Below are 17,100 nucleotides of genomic sequence, written 5' to 3' on the forward strand. Positions count from 1 at the left end.
TTATAAATTGTCGGTTTTCACGTATCGCTCGTGATGCAACCAAAGCTTGTAAAAGACCGCCTCCGCCCATCGCTACGGCACCAATAGCGAGTGGGCCAAGTGTTGGTGCAAATGCGGCCGCAGTACCTGTTGTTCCCCACAAAACAGAGGCAACTAAAATCGCGATTGTGCCTCCATAACTACTATTTTTAATGAGGCTAATCATGTGGGCATTCTCTATTTAAAATATCTTCTGCCATTTGTTTTGCTAATAGAAGTTGACGACTGTTTCCTTCTAAGCCTGCTCTTGCCATAGAACCTTCTAAAAGAAAAGAAAGCTGCGTAGCCACATAGCTAATCCGCTGTGAGTCTGGTATCAATTTTTTTAAATGTTCAGCAACAATAGCCTCGACTTCTTCTTTATGCTGTCTTACCGAACTTCGCCCTGCACTATTTGCAGGAAACTCAGCCGCAGCATTCAATAACCCACAACCTCGAAAGCCTTTTTCATAGGCAAATTCCGCATGGTCTTGATAGGCATCAAATACGGCCAAGATGGCTTGTTTCACTGTTTTTATTTTTTCTAAACGCTTTTGATAAAGGTCTAGCCATTCTTGATGGCGCGCAGCAATGTAGGCATCGACAAGCTCACCTTTTGAAGAAAAATTATTATAAAGCGACATCTTAGCAACATCTGCTTTAGCCGTAACCGAGTTAATTCCAGTTGCAGTAATGCCATCGTTATAAAACAAAGTTGAAGCGGCATCGAGAATTTTCTGTCTTGCTGTTTTATCATTCATAGCTTTAATTTGAGTAGACCGACCTACCTAATAATAAAGATTTCTAACAATGATGCAATCTTTTTCCGAGTTATAATTTGAGCAATATTCACTTTGATAAAAATACAATGATGAAAAAAGTTCTAATGATGAGTATGTGCAGCGCACTACTTTTAGCTGGATGTAATAAAACATCAGAGCAAGATCAGACTGTATCTAAAGATCAAAAATCAACTGAGCAAAAGACCGCTCAAAAACAAGACAGTAGCTGCTTACAAATTATGGTAGCTATGCACACGATTAATCAAAACAGCAAAATAGAAGACTTAAATCAAATTAATGAAAAGCTTAAAACCTGTGTTCCCTCTTTAAAAAATGATGAACAGCTTAAGCTGATTGATGCATCAACCGCCATGTATCAGCGTTTTATTAAACAAGACTACACTGAAAAAACAGGTAGAGCGTTTGAGGCTTTTGGCTATGCTGTTTTAGAACATAAACAACAAGACCTTAAAAAGGTCATTCAAAGTCAGAAAAAACTCTTCGGCCAACTGAGCCCACGTGATCAATATTTACTTCAACATGAAGGTCAAGCCTATATTGAACTACTCTATCAAGGCGAAGGCATGTTTACCTATCGACGTCAGCCAAACTATTTAGTTGATGTTTTTTCTAAAGCCTTACCTGCTGACCAAAAAGAGTTTTTAACTCGCATGGCGAAAGACAATCAAAATATTTTCTATAACGATGGTGCGTTGGCTATTTCATGGAAAGAGCTGACTGAACGTGCATTATTTTGGGAAAAGTTTATTCAAAAGTATCCAAAAAGCCATTTTATTAGTGATGCAAAACTACTCTTTAACGAATATCGCTATTTTATTTTCTTTGGTCTTGATAATACGCCTGTGTCAGATGAATATGCACCAAACACATGGTTTGATAAAGATGCGCTTCAACAAATTCAATTTCTGTCTACACAGAATCAGTCGAGTTTAGCGAAACCTGCTCAATTATTTCTTAAGTTTATTGCCACGCCTGTAGAGGAGCGTAATAAGCAATTTAAAATAGATTTAACTGATAAGAATGGCGATAAAAAATCAAATTATCAGATGACTCATGAACAACTCGAGCAGCTATTAAAATTAGACTCCCCATGGAACACTGAAGTCTATCGTGACTGCCATATGGATGCGGTTTGTATAGATACAAATTGACAATGCCACCCAACCTAAAACATGTTAGTCTGTAAATCGCTTGACGGAGCGCGAGTAATAACTCGCTGAGATTGTGTAAATTTCGTGTTATCGCAACACAAGTTTGAACATGAGTACCGTTGAACCTGATCAGGTTAAGACCTGCGTAGGAATCAAGCCATCTGAAAACTTAAGCCTTAAATTTATCTAGCAAAGATAAATCCGCCATCGTTTTTGGTCGTGCTTGATTCGTTGATGTTATTCATAAGGATCATGTAATGAACCAGTTAACGAATCTCTCTTCTGCTGAAATTTCAGCGCAACATGAACAAGATGCAAAAGATTTAACCCGCATCTTACCCGCTTCTAAAAAAGTTTATATTGAAGGTTCTCGTCCTGATATTCAGGTTCCAATGCGAGAAATTTCTTTAACAGATACTCCAACTGGTCTTGGCGGTGAACATAATCCCCCTGTTATGGTCTATGACACTTCAGGTGTTTATACCGATCCAACTGTTCAAATTGATTTAGACAAAGGTTTACCTTCAGTTCGCCAAAACTGGATTGAAGAACGTAACGATACTGACGTACTTTCTGGTTTAACTTCAACTTTTGGTCAAGAACGTTTAAAAGACATTCGTACTGCTGACATTCGTTTTGCTCACATTCAAAACCCACGCCGTGCTAAAGCTGGCAAAAATGTCACTCAAATGCACTATGCCAAGCAAGGTATTATCACACCTGAAATGGAATATATTGCAATTCGTGAGAATCAGCGCCAGCGTGAAGGTGTTGATATGCGTCAACATGCTGGACAAAATTTCGGTGCAAAAAACTTAAAAGAAATTACACCTGAATTTGTTCGTCAAGAAGTTGCTGAAGGTCGTGCGATCATTCCTGCCAATATTAACCATCCAGAACTTGAGCCAATGATTATTGGCCGTAATTTCTTGGTTAAAATTAATGCCAACATTGGTAACTCAGCGCTTGGCTCTTCAATTGATGAAGAAGTTGCAAAAATGACGTGGGCAACCCGTTGGGGTGCCGACACCATTATGGATTTGTCGACAGGTAAAAATATCCATGAAACACGTGAATGGATTATTCGTAACTCACCTGTTCCAATCGGTACCGTACCTATTTATCAAGCGCTTGAAAAAGTTGATGGTGTTGCAGAAGATCTAACATGGGAAATCTTCAAAGACACACTGATTGAACAAGCTGAACAAGGCGTTGACTACTTCACGATTCACGCAGGTGTATTGCTTCGCTATGTTCCACTTACAGCAAATCGTTTAACAGGTATTGTGTCTCGTGGTGGTTCAATCATGGCACAGTGGTGTCTAGCGCATCATGAAGAAAACTTCTTATACACTCATTTCGATGAAATCTGTGAAATCATGAAAGCTTATGACGTTTCATTTAGCTTAGGTGATGGCTTACGTCCGGGTTGTATTCAAGATGCAAATGACGAAGCACAGTTCAGCGAACTTAAAACACTAGGTGAGCTTACTCATCGTGCATGGGAACATGATGTTCAAGTCATGATTGAAGGCCCTGGTCATGTACCAATGCACATGATCAAAGAAAACATGGACCTTCAGCTAGAAGTGTGTAAAGAAGCACCATTCTATACGCTTGGGCCTTTAACGACTGATATCGCTCCGGGTTATGACCACATTACTTCTGCAATTGGTGCAGCCATGATTGGTTGGTACGGCACAGCGATGCTTTGTTATGTGACACCAAAAGAACACTTGGGTTTACCAAACAAAAAAGATGTTAAAGACGGAATTATTACCTACAAGCTTGCGGCACATGCTGCTGACCTTGCGAAAGGTCATCCGGGTGCTCAAGTTCGCGATAATGCCTTGTCAAAAGCACGTTTTGAATTCCGTTGGGATGATCAGTTCAACTTAAGTCTAGACCCTGACACAGCACGTAGCATGCATGATGAAACTTTACCAAAAGAGGCTCATAAATCTGCTCACTTCTGTTCAATGTGTGGACCAAAATTCTGTTCGATGAAAATCACCCAGAATGTTCGTGACTATGCCAACAACCTCACTAATAGTAATTCAGAGGTTGAAGAAGGCCTCAAAGCCATGAAAGAGGTTTATCAAGAGCAAGGTCAAAAACTGTATCACAAAGTGTAAATATTCAAAAAAAACACTTGCCTAGCCATGATTCTCGGTTAGGATGAAATAAATAGATTTCGTCCTGATCGAATCATGAGTATTGTTGAACGTCCAAGTTATACATCTAAAGATGTCGAAGTAACATCACGTGAATCTCTATTCCGTGGTTTTATTCAAGTTGAAAAAGTCAGCCTTCGACATCGTCTATTTAATCAAACTGAATATACTCATGTATTACAACGTGAACTGATTCATCGGCCTGAAGCGGCTGGCGTTCTACTCTACAATGATCAAAGACAACAGTTTGCGCTGATTGAACAATTTCGTGTAGGTGCAATTAATGACCCCGATTCGCCGTGGCAATTGGAAGTAATTGCTGGTGTATTGGATGGAGATGAAACGCCGGAGAGCTGTATTCGCCGTGAAACACTTGAAGAGTCAGGATGCACAGTTAATCATTTACATCATCTATTTAGCTTTTATCCATCTGCTGGGGCGTGTTCAGAACTATTTCACTTATATGCTGCTGAAACAAACTTACCATCAAAAGGTGGGGTTTTTGGCATGCCTGATGAAGGTGAAAATATTCTTTTACACCTGTTTGACTACAGCGAAATATCAACATTATTGAGTCAAGGACGTTTGAGAAATGCCCCTGTCATTATGGCGTTACAATGGCTATCTCAACACATCACAACGATAATAAAATCCGACGAGGTAGGACGGTGACTTTTCAAGTCTCAACACTTTCACAAAAAGACCATGTCATTATACAAATTACCGATACCCACTTATTGGAGTATCCACACTTAGAATTTGTGGGGATGAATCCTGAAGAAAGTTTTCATGCCATTATTCAACAGATCCTGAAAAAACATCCTGAAGCTGATGCCATTATCCACACTGGAGATTTGGCTCAAGCACCGACGCCCATTACCTACAAACGTTATATTCAATATATGCAAACGTTAGGTCTGCCATTTTTTCAGACACTGGGCAATCATGATAACGTTGATCATTTTCCATTACATAAAGAAAATCATCAGGAACCTGTGGTCATTTGTTTAGGAAACTGGCGCGTTATTTTATTAAATAGTGCAGTAAAAGGTCAGATTAATGGGCACCTGTCGCCAGAACAACTACAAAATTTAGCGGCATTACTCGAAGAATTTTCAGATAACCCTGTTTTATTGGCTTGTCATCATCATCCTTTTGCAATGAAATCTAAATGGATTGATCATCACAAGTTACAAAATTCTAATGCTTTGCTTACCACATTAGCTCCATTTAAAAATGTAAAAGCTTTAATCTGCGGGCACGTTCACCAAGACTCATTAAACACTTGGCAAGGGATCGAATTTTTCTCGACCCCCTCAACAAGCGTTCAGTTTAAACCGTTTAGTAATGAGTTTGCCCTAGACCAAAATGCTCCCGGCTACCGTTACATTCGTCTAAAAAACGATGGTAGTTTTGAAACAGAAGTCTTCCGTCTTGAAAATTTTCAGGGCCTTATAAATACCAATATTTCAGGCTATTAGCTCTATTTTATATATGCTTATATGCAATTATGACTAGGGTAAACACGTTTTGAAAATATTTACGGGACGGAATGACTATCATCTTGCAGGAAAAATCTATATGATGACGACCCGATGGGAAAATCCCATCGATGGTTTTCTATAAAAACACTTGCATATCACCATATTTTTTGCGTATAGATAATACGTGTATGATGAGGAATGCCCTATTATGGCGAATGACAACCACAACCAAGTTTTGGATGAACATACAGAAGTTGTAGTGGAAGGTGACAAAGCTTCTGCAAAACGTGCACGTAAAGTGAAACCTAAAACTTCTGACATAGGCACAACTGCAAGTTTATTTGGTATTGCACCTTATCAACCTAAGAAAAATGAAGAGTACATGTCTGAAGGACAGCTCGAGCATTTCCGACAAATTCTGCAAGCATGGAAAGCTGAATTAATGTCTGAAGTTGATCGTACGTTGAATACGATGCAAGACGAATCAACTGCATTGCCAGATGTAAATGACCGTGCCACCCAAGAAGAAGAGTTTGCAATTGAATTGCGTACACGTGACCGTGAACGTAAGTTAATTCGTAAAATCGAACAATCTATGGAAGCAATTAAAAACGAAGACTACGGTTTCTGTGAAACATGTGGTATCGAAATCGGTTTACGTCGTTTAGAAGCACGTCCAACTGCAACGTTATGTATTGACTGCAAAACTTTGGCAGAAATTAAAGAGAAGCAAAATAACGGTTAATATGACCGCTGTAGCTACTCAAGAAAAGCCTAGCTTTTCATACTCAGGTCGGTTTGCGCCCTCGCCAACCGGCCCTTTGCATTTTGGATCACTCATTACCGCTGTCGCCAGTTATTGTGATGCTAAAGCTCACCAAGGCAAATGGCTGGTTCGTGTCGAAGACACAGATATCCCTCGTATTTATCCGGGCAGTGAAGAGCATATTCTCACTTCACTGGAAGCCTTCCAATTCGAACCCGATGCAGAAATCATCTTTCAAAAAAACCGTTTAGACATTTATGAAAGTGTACTAGATCAACTTAAAAAAGAGGGTCTAATCTATGCTTGTCAATGTACACGCAAAATGCTGGGTTCAAATGCCATCTATGCAGGCACATGCCGCAATCTCAATCTTGATTTTCAAGACCAAGCAATTCGGGTAAAAGTTAAAGATCAACAGATCTGTTTTGATGACCGACTGCAAGGACTTCATTGTTCTAACCTGCAACATGACCTTGGAGACTTTGTTCTTAAACGCCGTGATGGGATTATTAACTATCAACTTGCTGTCGTCGTGGATGATTATCTGCAAGGCATCACCCATGTCGTTCGAGGCTCAGACCTATTAGATAACACCGAACGTCAGATCTGGCTTGGCGAGCTCTTAGGATACCCTAAACTGAGCTACATGCACCTCCCTCTCGCCATGAATGATCAAGGGCAAAAGCTTTCTAAACAAAACCTTGCTCAAGCACTCGATTTAACTAAAGCTCCTCAATTACTACAACAAGCCATACAAGCACTAGGCCAACCAAGCGTTGATTTAGACCGCCCCGAAGTGATGCTAAAGCAGGCAGTAGCACAGTGGAATGTTGATTTAATTCCACATGGGCAAGAGCTCAGCGGAACATATCTATAAATAAAAAAAGCCCGATTTGATATCGGGCTTTTTATAACAACTGAAATGCTTTAGAAGTTTGATTCTTCTCTTTCAGGGTTCACTTCTTGAGTTGATGCATCAATCTTTAAGATCAAGCTAATCATCGCAGCACACATCATTAAAGATGTACCACCATAACTAATAAATGGCAGAGTTAAACCTTTGGTTGGCATTAAGCCCATGTTCATACCCGCATTTACCAAAATCTGGAGTAAGAAAATAATACTAATGCCATAAGCCAAATAGCCTGCGCGAAGGTAATGATGTTTCAAGGCACGATGACCAATTTTGATACAGCATGCCAACATCAAGAAAGACAAACCAATGACAATAGAAATACCAAAGAAACCAAACTCTTCACCTAGCACGGCCAACATAAAGTCAGTATGCGCTTCAGGTAAATAAGATAGCTTTTGGACACTGTGCCCTAAACCTGTACCAAACCACTCACCACGGCCAAAGGCCATTAATGCATTTGATAACTGATACCCCACCCCTAATGGATCTGCCCATGGGTCAGTAAATGAAATCAAACGCTGGAAACGATATGGTTCAAACAAAATCAAAAATACGATACCGGTTACAATCGCACCTAACATAATTAAGAACTGTGTTGGCGGTGCACCAGCTAAAAAGAATACCCCGACCATCATCAATACAATTACGATCGTAGCACCCAAGTCAGGCTCAGCAATAATTAAACCAACCGTAATTGCCATAACCCCACTTAAACGTAATAAGCCTTTCCAATGAGTACGAACTTCTTTGGCACGGCGCACAACGTAGTCTGCGGTAAAGATTGCCATCATGACTTTGGCAACCTCAGTTGGTTGTAAGGTAAAGCCACCGATCTTAATCCAACGTGTAGAACCGTTCACTTCTGAACCTACCACCAAAGCAGCAAGCAGCAGAACCATGGTCAACAGCCACAGCGGGAAAGTATTTTTAAACCACGTATTGAGTGATATCCGATAGGTCAAATATGCCACCACAGCCGCAGCGACAATCGAAATACCATGACGAATCACATAGTGAAACGGGTTTTCATGCATATATTCAGCATAGGGCATCGAAGCAGACGCCACCATCACTGAACCGATACACAACAATGCAACGACACAGAAAATCAGGACATTACGTGGCGTCACTTCCGCTGGCCATTTAGGCAATATCCGTTCATACCAATGATTGATTTTCTGGATTGTGGTCTGAGCTAAGCCTGCCATACTACATTCCTAATCATGTTTTCTTTAAACCAACGAATTGACGCAGGCAACAAACTGCTGACCACGGTCATTATAACTTTTAAACATATCAAAACTTGCACAGGCTGGTGATAACAACACCACATCTTCAGCTTGTGTTTCACGTTGACACAGCTCTACAGCTTCTTTAAGCGTTGCTGCATGCAAAATTTTGGTTGCGCCTTGAATAGCCTGTTCAATAACTGGAGCATCTTCACCAATCAATACCACAACTTTGGCATATTTTTCGATAGAAGAACGTAATGGAGCAAAATCTTGACCTTTACCTTGCCCACCTAGAATCAAGGCAACCTTACCTTTTTTAACCTCAATTGCAGCACCTAAACCGTCAATTGCTGCAAGTGTAGCACCAACGTTAGTCCCTTTAGAGTCATTATAATAACGTACATCATGTACAGTTCTCACATACTCACAGCGGTGCTCTAATCCTTTAAATTGTTTTAACGTTTCAAGCATAGATTCCATAGGCAAACCAATTGCTTCACCTAATGCCAAACAAGCTAAAGCATTGGCTACGTTGTGCATGCCTTGAATATATAAATCTGAGCTTTTAATTAAACGCTGCAAACCACGTGCAAGCCAAAGCGTGCCATCACCATCTCTTAAAACACCATATTGATTTAAGTCTGGTGCATTTAGGCCAAAGCTTTGCATTGGTGTTGTATCTGGAACAAGAGGGCGACTTAAAGCATCATCACGGTTAAATATAACTTTTTTAACGCCTTGGAAAATACGGTGTTTTGCTTGGTGATAACCCCACATATCGCCATGACGATCTAGATGATCCTCACTCATGTTAAGAACCACAGCAACTTCAGCATTTAAATGTGAGGTGGTTTCCAACTGAAAACTTGATAGCTCAAGTACAAGTAACTCTGGTTGGTCTTTTAACAAGTCTAGAGCTGGGCGTCCTAGGTTTCCACCCACAGCAACTTTTTTACCTGCATCTTTAGCCATTAAACCAATTAAAGTTGTTACTGTACTTTTGGCATTAGAACCCGTAATAGCCACGATAGGCACTTCGGTCGCACGGCGTAATAGTTGAATGTCGCCTACCACTGAAATTCCTTGAGCAATAGCTGCCTGAATTTCTGGTAATTGCGGTGCGAGGCCTGGGCTTAAAATAATTTCTTCTGCTTGTAATAATAATTCTTGGTCAAGTTGACCAAAACTGGTTTTAACGCCAGCTGGAATCTGGTCATGACCAGGAGGGGTTGGACGAGAATCCGTTACTGCAACTTGGTAGCCTTGTTCATGCAGGAAATTAACAGCAGATACACCTGATATTCCTAAGCCTGCGACAACTTTTAATCCACCACGTTGTATTAACATTTTTGCCCCACAATTTATCAATCGACAGAATGGCAAAAATGTTAGCACTTTGCTGTTTTGAATGCTTTTTCAGTTTGAACTTTATTCATCTTTTTTTGTGTCAGTGCGTAAAAAAGCCATCAATATGATGGCTTTTTAAACGAAACAGGAAATACTAAATTTATTGCCATTTAATCGGCTTAATTTCTTGAACAGTATTGGTAGGTTTATCTTCGCTTGAACAACCACAACCACCAGCACAACCAAAGGTCATTTTTGGTTTAAGCCATTTTGCCAAAGTTGTCCAACCCTGCTTTTCACAAAATACAGAGAGTGAAGAAAAGACTGAATTTGCTGTTTTTGGAAATACTTTCTTAAAAACAACAACCGCACTCCAACTCACTACAACCGCAATAATCAGATATTGAATCATATACAACCTCCTTTCTTGCTTTAACCCCAATAATGGGAAGCAATTTGATAGGTAACAAACGATGCCAAATAAGCCAAACCGAACAGATATGCAGTCATGGCAGCAACATGTTTCCATGAACCTGTTTCACGTCGTACTGTTGCCAACGTAGCCAAACAATGTGGGGCATAAATGAACCACACTAAAAGTGACAGTCCTGTTGCCAAAGACCAACCTGTGCCATCTGCACTAATCAGATGTGACAAACCTTGAGCTACAGCATCGTCACTCGTTGCAGACAAGGCATAAACCGTACCTAATGCTGCAACCACAACTTCACGTGCAGCCATAGCTGGAATCAAAGCAATACAGATTTGCCAGTTAAAACCAATTGGAGCAAATAAAGGTTGAATAAGGTGTCCGAGCATACCGGCAAAACTATAATCTATAGCTGGTAATGTCGCCCCTTCTGGTGGTTGTGGGAAAGTACACAAAAACCAGAGCAAAATAGAGAGCGCAAAAATGATTCCACCGACGCGTTTTAAGAAGATCTTTGCACGGTCCAGCAAACCGATTCCCACACTTTTTAAATCAGGGAAACGATAACTCGGCAGCTCTAGTAATAAGGCATGTTGAGATTTATCTTTTTGGAAGAATTTCATTAAAAATGAAACACAAAGCGCACTCACAATACCAGCCATATAGAGACCGAAAAGTACCAGACCTTGTAGGTTGAAAATACCCCAGACCATTTTCTCTGGAATAAATGCAGCAATCAGCAAGGCATATACAGGTAAACGTGCCGAACAAGTCATTAATGGCGCAACCATAATGGTCGTAAAGCGATCACGAGGGTCACTAATACTACGCGTTGCCATGATTCCCGGTACTGCGCAAGCAAAGCTTGAAAGTAAAGGAATGAAAGCTCGTCCACTTAAACCAGCTTGAAACATTAACTTATCAAGCAAAAATGCTGCACGCGGTAAATAGCCCGATTCTTCTAATACTAAAATGAAGAAGAACAAGATCAGAATTTGTGGCAAGAACACCACTACGCCACCAGCACCCGCGATAATTCCGTCAACAACCAAACTATGTAGTAGGGGCTGTGTAATCACGCTTCCGATTACTTCACCCAACCAGCCGAAGAAACCTTCAATGCCATCCATGAATGGGGCTGCCCATGCAAAAACTGCTTGGAACACAATAAACATCATGAGCGCAAGGCTAAGTAGGCCTAAAACTGGATGCAAGAAAATTCGATCTAGAAAATCAGTACGCTTATCGCCCTGCTCAACATAATGAACAACATCTTTAAAAATCATATCGATTTTTTGATGATGAGTTCCAGTTAAACCACTCAATTCGGTTTGTGGCACACTGTATTTTTCTTGATCAAGAGCATGTAATAAATTTTCAATGCCCGCATTACGAACAGCAACTGTTTCAACAACGGGTATACCCAAACGTTGAGATAACTTTTGAGTATTAATTTGGATACCACGACGACGCGCTTCATCCATCATATTCAGTACAAGTAAAATCGGACGGCCTAGCCCGATCATTTCAAGCACCAGTCCTAAATGCAATTTTAAGTTAGTGGCATCAACCACACACAAAAATGCATCTTGCTGCCCTTCTTCAGCAATCTTACCCAAACAAACGTCACGAGTAATAACTTCATCAGGACTAGTTGCATTTAGACTATATGTACCCGGTAAATCGAGTACACGCACTGACCGACCTGACGGTAACTGAAAATGACCTACTTTACGCTCAACAGTTACGCCCGCATAGTTTGCAACTTTTTGTCGAGTTCCAGTTAAATGGTTGAAAAGAGAGGTTTTACCACAGTTAGGGTTTCCCACAAGGGCAATACGTAACGCATCACTCATGCGGGTACTCCTTCTTCTACTAGAATTTCAATTTTTTCCGCTTCTGCTTTACGTAAAGCAAAACGAGTAAAGCCAATTTGGATCAAGATCGGATCACCACCAAAAATACCCTTGGTAATCACTTCCACTCGTGTGCCTGGTACAAAGCCCAGACTTTCCAAACGAATTGCGACCAAATCTTGCTGCTCGGACTCTACTTCTATCCGATTCACTTTGGTGATGGTCGCCGCTTGCTTCACTTTTAAAGCTGATAAACGCACCGCATCCGATCCTAAACCTTTTTTTCTAGTATACATATAAATGAGAATAATTACCAAATAAGGTTAAATTTCACTTCTTATTCAGTTTAATCGACAAACCTTAAAGTTTCTTTTAAAGTACAGAGGTTTAGAGGATCTAGTGTATGTTGAATAAAAAACCGCGTATTCCAAGCCCAGTTCAAATTCCTGAACATTTAAGCTTTTTACAAGGTTTTCGCGACTATTTAGTTGCACAGACAGTAAGTCCACATACACGAAATGCTTATTTATCTGACCTCATTCAATGCAGTGAACTTCATAAAAAAACAGCTCTTCCAGAGTGGACAAGTGATGATATTGCTGATGTTTTAATTGAACTGACAAAAGCAGGGAAAAGCCCCCGCTCGATTGCCCGCTGCTTATCTGCTCTACGCCAGTTTTACAAATTTTTACGTGAACAGAAATTACGAAGCGATAATCCTGTAGCAACCCACCATTCTCCAAAAATTGGAAGGGCTTTACCCAAAGATCTATCAGAAGAAGATGTTGAAGCACTGATTCAAGCACCCGATATCAATACAGCACTTGGCTTACGTGATCGAGCAATGTTTGAAGTACTTTACGCCTGCGGTTTACGTGTTTCAGAACTACTTAACTTGCGTTTAGAGCTCATTAATTTAAAGCAAGGCTACTTACGTGTTACAGGTAAAGGCAATAAAGAACGTTTAGTTCCATTAGGACAATTCGCTTGTGAATGGGTAGAACGCTATTTGCATAATGCTCGGCCTCAGCTCTACAAAAGCTCAACTGACTATCTCTTTTTAACTCAACATGGCGGAATTATGAGCCGTCAGAACTTTTGGTATGCCATTAAACGCTATGCGCTTCAAGCCAATATTCAAGCTGAACTCTCACCTCACACTTTACGTCACGCCTTTGCAACGCATCTGCTCAATCATGGCGCTGACTTACGTGTAGTGCAAATGTTACTGGGTCATAGCGATTTATCTACAACACAAATCTATACACATGTTGCACAAGTACGAATGCAACAATTACATGAAAAACATCACCCTAGAGGATAATAAAGCTGTGAAGCTCAAAGTAAATATTTCATATCAATCGTTTGATTTCGTTCACAAAGGTTAAGAAAGTTTTAACAATACACATTAGATTTTTTGTTATGCTTAGCAGCTTCTGACTATAAATACTGATGAAATAAGGGTTATCTATGTCTTTTACCCGTTCTCAAATTTTTCTTGCCTGCGCTCTGGCATCTAGCCTTTTGTTCAGTGCTTGTTCTAAAGAAAACAAACCACAAAAAGAAGATGCGCTCACAGCGACTGCACCTGCTACTGGGGAAGCTTCAACCATTATCGAACGTAATGATAAGCAGCGTTTGATCGAAACTTTGCAGAAACAATTTAAGAATGCAAATATCAACGCCAAAATTTTAGATATTAAGCCGACAGAAGTTCCTAATTTGTATTGGGTAAATCTCGAAGGAATGACATCGATTTATACAACCAGTGATGGTAAATACCTTATTCAAGGCGATGTTATTCGTTTAGGTGGCAAAGAGCTTCATAATATTGGAGATAATCTTCAAGCATCAGAAAACAAAAAGCATCTTGCTGCTTTAAAAAATGAAGATCTCATTGTCTACCCTGCAAAAGGTAAGGCTAAACATGTGATTTATGTGTTTACCGATGCAAGTTGTCCTTATTGCCATAAACTACATGAACACATTCCTGAAATTAATGAAAAGGGTATTGAAGTACGCTATATCGCTTGGCCACGTGGTGAGCAATTTATGCCGACCATGGAAGCTGTATGGTGTAGTGCAGATCGTAAAGCTGCCTTTAGCCAAGCAGTACAAGGTGTCAATATTCCGCCTGCTCAATGTAAAAACCCTGTTCGAGAGCAGTATCAACTTGGCTTAAACATGGGTGTAAATGGTACACCTGCGATCTACAATGTTGATGGCGAGTACTTAGGTGGATATCTAACACCAGATGAATTGGTTAAAAAACTGGATAAATAACATCCTTTAAGCTGATGAATGATTAATCAGCTACCTCTTCAACAAAGCGCTGCTATTATTGCAGCGCTTTGTTTTTTCAATAAATAATGCTTTAACTACCTGTGTTTAAAGACTGATCTACTCTTCTTTTCCAAACATCGCACTCTAATTCATTGAACAGGCACTAAAAGCGCTAGAGTCTGGCGTTTTTTTTAGCTATGATCTAGCTTCAACTAAATGATTAAATGATGAATGGAGTGTGACGTGAAACCAGTTCGCCTGGCAATACTCGGTCTAGGAACCGTAGGTGGAGGAGCCCTTAAACTACTACAAGAAAATGCCGCTGAAATTAAACGTCGCACCGGTCGAGAAATTCAAATTACCCACGTTGGAACACGTCGTCCTCGTCCAGATCTAGAATTGGAAGGGATTAAACAAAGCGCAGATTTACTTGATATCGTTCGTCAACCAGACGTTGATGTGGTTGTAGAAGTCATGGGTGGTATCCATCCTGCTTACGAAATTATCATGGAAGCAATTAAACACGGCAAACAAGTCGTGACTGCAAACAAAGCTTTACTCGCTGAACATGGCAATGAACTATTTAAAGCAGCTGAAGATAATGCTGTACAAATTGCTTATGAAGCAGCAGTTGCTGGCGGTATTCCAATTATTAAAGTCATCCGCGAAGGTCTTGCTGCAAACCATATTGAATGGTTGGCTGGCATCATTAATGGTACAGGCAACTTTATTCTGACTGAAATGCGTGAAAAAGGTCGTGCATTTGATGATGTATTAAAAGAAGCTCAAGAACTTGGTTATGCAGAAGCAGATCCAACTTTTGACGTTGAAGGTATTGATGCTGCGCACAAGCTTACAATTTTAGCGTCTTGTGCGTTTGGTATTCCTCTTCAGTTTGATAAGGTCTATACAGAAGGTATCAGTAAAATCACTGCACAAGATGTGAAATATGCTGAAGAACTTGGTTTCCGCATTAAACACCTAGGAATTGCACGTCGTGCTGAAAAGGGTATTGAACTACGTGTTCACCCAACGCTCATTCCAGATGAACAGCTTATTGCGAATGTAAACGGCGTTAAAAATGCTGTTTTAGTTCAAGCGCATGCTGTAGGCCCAACGCTCTATTACGGTGCTGGTGCTGGTGCTGGTCCAACAGCTTCTGCTGTTGTTGCCGATGTAATTGATATTGTTCGTGACATCTCTTATACCGAAGATGGTGCAGGAACAATTCCTCAGTTGGCTTTTGAAGCATTAACAAATGTGCCAATTTTAAGCCGTGAAGAAATGACCACAGGTTATTACATCCGCTTAAATGCAGAAGATCAAACTGGCGTACTTGCAGATGTTACTACCATCTTAAGCCGCGCTGGAATTAGTATTGATGCCATCATGCAACAATCCCGTTTAAAAGACCTTATTCCAATCGTGATTCTGACCGATCCAATCGTTGAATCTAAAATGGATGAGGCTCTTGCACAAATCCAAGCATTACCTGCTATTCGTGGCGAAATCGTAAGAATTCGTTTAGAATCGCTCGATAGTTAATCAGGTTGAGGGAAAGATTCCCTCTCCCGCTTCACCTCTAATTGGAACACCATCATGTCTAATGCCAATCGTTATACTGGTCTTGTAGATCGTTATCGTGACCGTTTGCCAGTTTCGGCAACTACTCGTGCTATCTCTTTGGGTGAAGGCAACACCCCACTCATTAAACTTGAGAATATTCCACGTATTATTGGCAAAGATGTTGAAATTTATGTGAAATATGAGGGCTTAAACCCAACTGGTTCATTTAAAGACCGTGGTATGACCATGGCTGTAACCAAAGCGGTTGAAGAAGGCTCTAAAGCGATTATCTGTGCATCTACGGGTAACACTTCTGCTGCTGCTGCTGCTTATGCTGCACGCGCAGGTATCAAAGCATTTGTTTTGATTCCAGAAGGCAAAATTGCAATGGGTAAAATGGCACAAGCGATGATGTATGGTGCGATCACTATGCAAATTCGTGGTAACTTCGATGATGGTATGCGTCTTGTAAAAGAAGTTGCTGATCAAGCACCTGTAACGATTGTAAACTCAATCAACCCTTACCGTTTGCAAGGTCAAAAAACTATTGCTTATGAAATCGTTGAAGCTTTAGGCCGCGCACCTGATTATCACTGCTTACCTGTTGGTAACGCAGGTAACATCACAGCTCACTGGATGGGTTATACCGAAGCTGTAGCAAACCAACCTGCTGATCAGTTTGAACAAGTGATTTATGATGCAGCTACTGATCAATTCACTGGTCCAAAACCTGAAGGTTTACCAACAATGGTTGGTTACCAAGCTTCTGGAGCAGCTCCATTCTTACGTGGTGCTCCAGTTGAAAGCCCTGAAACAGTTGCAACTGCAATTCGTATTGGTAATCCACAAAGCTGGAACCATGCAAAAGCTGTAGTACGTGACTCTAAAGGCTGGTTCGATGAACTTCAAGACAGCGAAATTTTAGAAGCTCAACGCTTACTTTCTATGTATGAAGGTGTATTTGTTGAGCCAGCATCTGCTGCTTCTATTGGCGGTGCGATTCGCGATATTAAAGCAGGTAAGATTGCTGAAGGTTCTGTCATTGTATGTACAGTAACTGGTAATGGCTTGAAA

At 40.5% G+C, this 17,100-nt stretch carries 16 protein-coding genes, 1 pseudogene and 1 riboswitch; of the genes and pseudogenes, 10 read left to right on the forward strand and 7 right to left on the reverse strand.

Annotated elements, in window-relative coordinates:
• Both UC75_RS22260 and UC75_RS17080 read right to left on the reverse strand, forming a co-directional pair.
• A pseudogene (locus tag UC75_RS22260) lies at window positions 1-205 on the reverse strand (EamA family transporter); the annotation flags it as partial.
• Window positions 198-779 (reverse strand): TetR/AcrR family transcriptional regulator, encoded by a 582-nt coding sequence (locus tag UC75_RS17080; RefSeq protein ID WP_049838273.1) that lies wholly within the window; start codon window positions 777-779, stop codon window positions 198-200. The pseudogene UC75_RS22260 and the gene UC75_RS17080, both read right to left, overlap by 8 nt.
• Window positions 780-886: 107 nt before the next feature.
• Between UC75_RS17080 and UC75_RS17085 the strand changes: the two genes are divergently transcribed.
• From UC75_RS17085 to gluQRS, 6 genes are all read left to right on the forward strand, one after another.
• Window positions 887-1,972 (forward strand): hypothetical protein, encoded by a 1,086-nt coding sequence (locus UC75_RS17085; RefSeq protein WP_212771779.1) that lies wholly within the window; start codon window positions 887-889, stop codon window positions 1,970-1,972.
• Between the two features lie 34 nt (window positions 1,973-2,006).
• A riboswitch (TPP riboswitch) is annotated at window positions 2,007-2,141 on the forward strand.
• Window positions 2,142-2,229: 88 nt separating this feature from the next.
• Window positions 2,230-4,107 carry a phosphomethylpyrimidine synthase ThiC gene (thiC, locus tag UC75_RS17090; RefSeq protein ID WP_049838274.1) on the forward strand — a complete coding sequence of 626 codons (1,878 nt, stop codon included), beginning with the start codon at window positions 2,230-2,232 and terminating at the stop codon, window positions 4,105-4,107.
• A 75-nt stretch (window positions 4,108-4,182) separates the two neighbouring features.
• Window positions 4,183-4,818 (forward strand): NUDIX domain-containing protein, encoded by a 636-nt coding sequence (locus UC75_RS17095; protein ID WP_005301669.1) that lies wholly within the window; start codon window positions 4,183-4,185, stop codon window positions 4,816-4,818.
• Window positions 4,815-5,627 carry a 3',5'-cyclic-AMP phosphodiesterase gene (gene cpdA / locus UC75_RS17100; RefSeq protein ID WP_013199123.1) on the forward strand — a complete coding sequence of 271 codons (813 nt, stop codon included), beginning with the start codon at window positions 4,815-4,817 and terminating at the stop codon, window positions 5,625-5,627. The genes UC75_RS17095 and cpdA overlap by 4 nt, the downstream gene beginning before the upstream one ends.
• Window positions 5,628-5,838: 211 nt before the next feature.
• Entirely contained in the window at window positions 5,839-6,375 is a 537-nt protein-coding gene (dksA, locus tag UC75_RS17105) for an RNA polymerase-binding protein DksA (RefSeq protein WP_002121205.1), read from the forward strand.
• A 1-nt stretch (window position 6,376) separates the two neighbouring features.
• On the forward strand, window positions 6,377-7,273 hold the full coding sequence (gene gluQRS, locus UC75_RS17110) for a tRNA glutamyl-Q(34) synthetase GluQRS (RefSeq protein ID WP_049838275.1): 897 nt from the start codon (window positions 6,377-6,379) through the stop codon (window positions 7,271-7,273).
• A 50-nt stretch (window positions 7,274-7,323) separates the two neighbouring features.
• On the opposite strand, the gene ftsW is transcribed toward gluQRS, so the two are convergent.
• From ftsW to UC75_RS17135, 5 genes are all read right to left on the reverse strand, one after another.
• A complete protein-coding gene (ftsW, locus tag UC75_RS17115) occupies window positions 7,324-8,520 on the reverse strand; it encodes a putative lipid II flippase FtsW (protein WP_004795141.1) in 1,197 nt (398 codons plus the stop codon).
• 24 nt (window positions 8,521-8,544) lie between these two features.
• Complete coding sequence (gene murD / locus UC75_RS17120; RefSeq protein ID WP_049838276.1) at window positions 8,545-9,891, reverse strand: UDP-N-acetylmuramoyl-L-alanine--D-glutamate ligase; 1,347 nt, start codon at window positions 9,889-9,891, stop codon at window positions 8,545-8,547.
• Window positions 9,892-10,051: 160 nt separating this feature from the next.
• The gene (locus tag UC75_RS17125) at window positions 10,052-10,303 is read right to left on the reverse strand and encodes a DUF6587 family protein (protein WP_013199125.1); all 252 of its coding nucleotides are present in this window, start codon (window positions 10,301-10,303) and stop codon (window positions 10,052-10,054) included.
• 20 nt (window positions 10,304-10,323) lie between these two features.
• Window positions 10,324-12,177, reverse strand: a complete 1,854-nt coding sequence (gene feoB, locus UC75_RS17130) for a ferrous iron transporter B (protein WP_049838277.1) — start codon at window positions 12,175-12,177, stop codon at window positions 10,324-10,326.
• Window positions 12,174-12,437 carry a FeoA family protein gene (locus UC75_RS17135; RefSeq protein ID WP_013199126.1) on the reverse strand — a complete coding sequence of 88 codons (264 nt, stop codon included), beginning with the start codon at window positions 12,435-12,437 and terminating at the stop codon, window positions 12,174-12,176. The genes feoB and UC75_RS17135 overlap by 4 nt, the downstream gene beginning before the upstream one ends.
• 143 nt (window positions 12,438-12,580) lie before the next feature.
• Between UC75_RS17135 and xerD the strand changes: the two genes are divergently transcribed.
• From xerD to thrC, 4 genes are all read left to right on the forward strand, one after another.
• Window positions 12,581-13,501 (forward strand): site-specific tyrosine recombinase XerD, encoded by a 921-nt coding sequence (gene xerD / locus UC75_RS17140; protein ID WP_049838278.1) that lies wholly within the window; start codon window positions 12,581-12,583, stop codon window positions 13,499-13,501.
• Window positions 13,502-13,647: 146 nt separating this feature from the next.
• Window positions 13,648-14,460 (forward strand): DsbC family protein, encoded by an 813-nt coding sequence (locus UC75_RS17145; RefSeq protein ID WP_049838279.1) that lies wholly within the window; start codon window positions 13,648-13,650, stop codon window positions 14,458-14,460.
• A 243-nt stretch (window positions 14,461-14,703) separates the two neighbouring features.
• Window positions 14,704-16,005, forward strand: a complete 1,302-nt coding sequence (locus UC75_RS17150; protein WP_004795155.1) for a homoserine dehydrogenase — start codon at window positions 14,704-14,706, stop codon at window positions 16,003-16,005.
• Window positions 16,006-16,059: 54 nt separating this feature from the next.
• On the forward strand, window positions 16,060-17,100 hold a 1,041-nt coding region (gene thrC / locus UC75_RS17155), incomplete at its 3' end, for a threonine synthase (protein ID WP_228137469.1).

Origin of the sequence: Acinetobacter sp. V2 (assembly GCF_001188385.1) — a bacterium.
GTDB lineage: Bacteria > Pseudomonadota > Gammaproteobacteria > Pseudomonadales > Moraxellaceae > Acinetobacter > Acinetobacter oleivorans.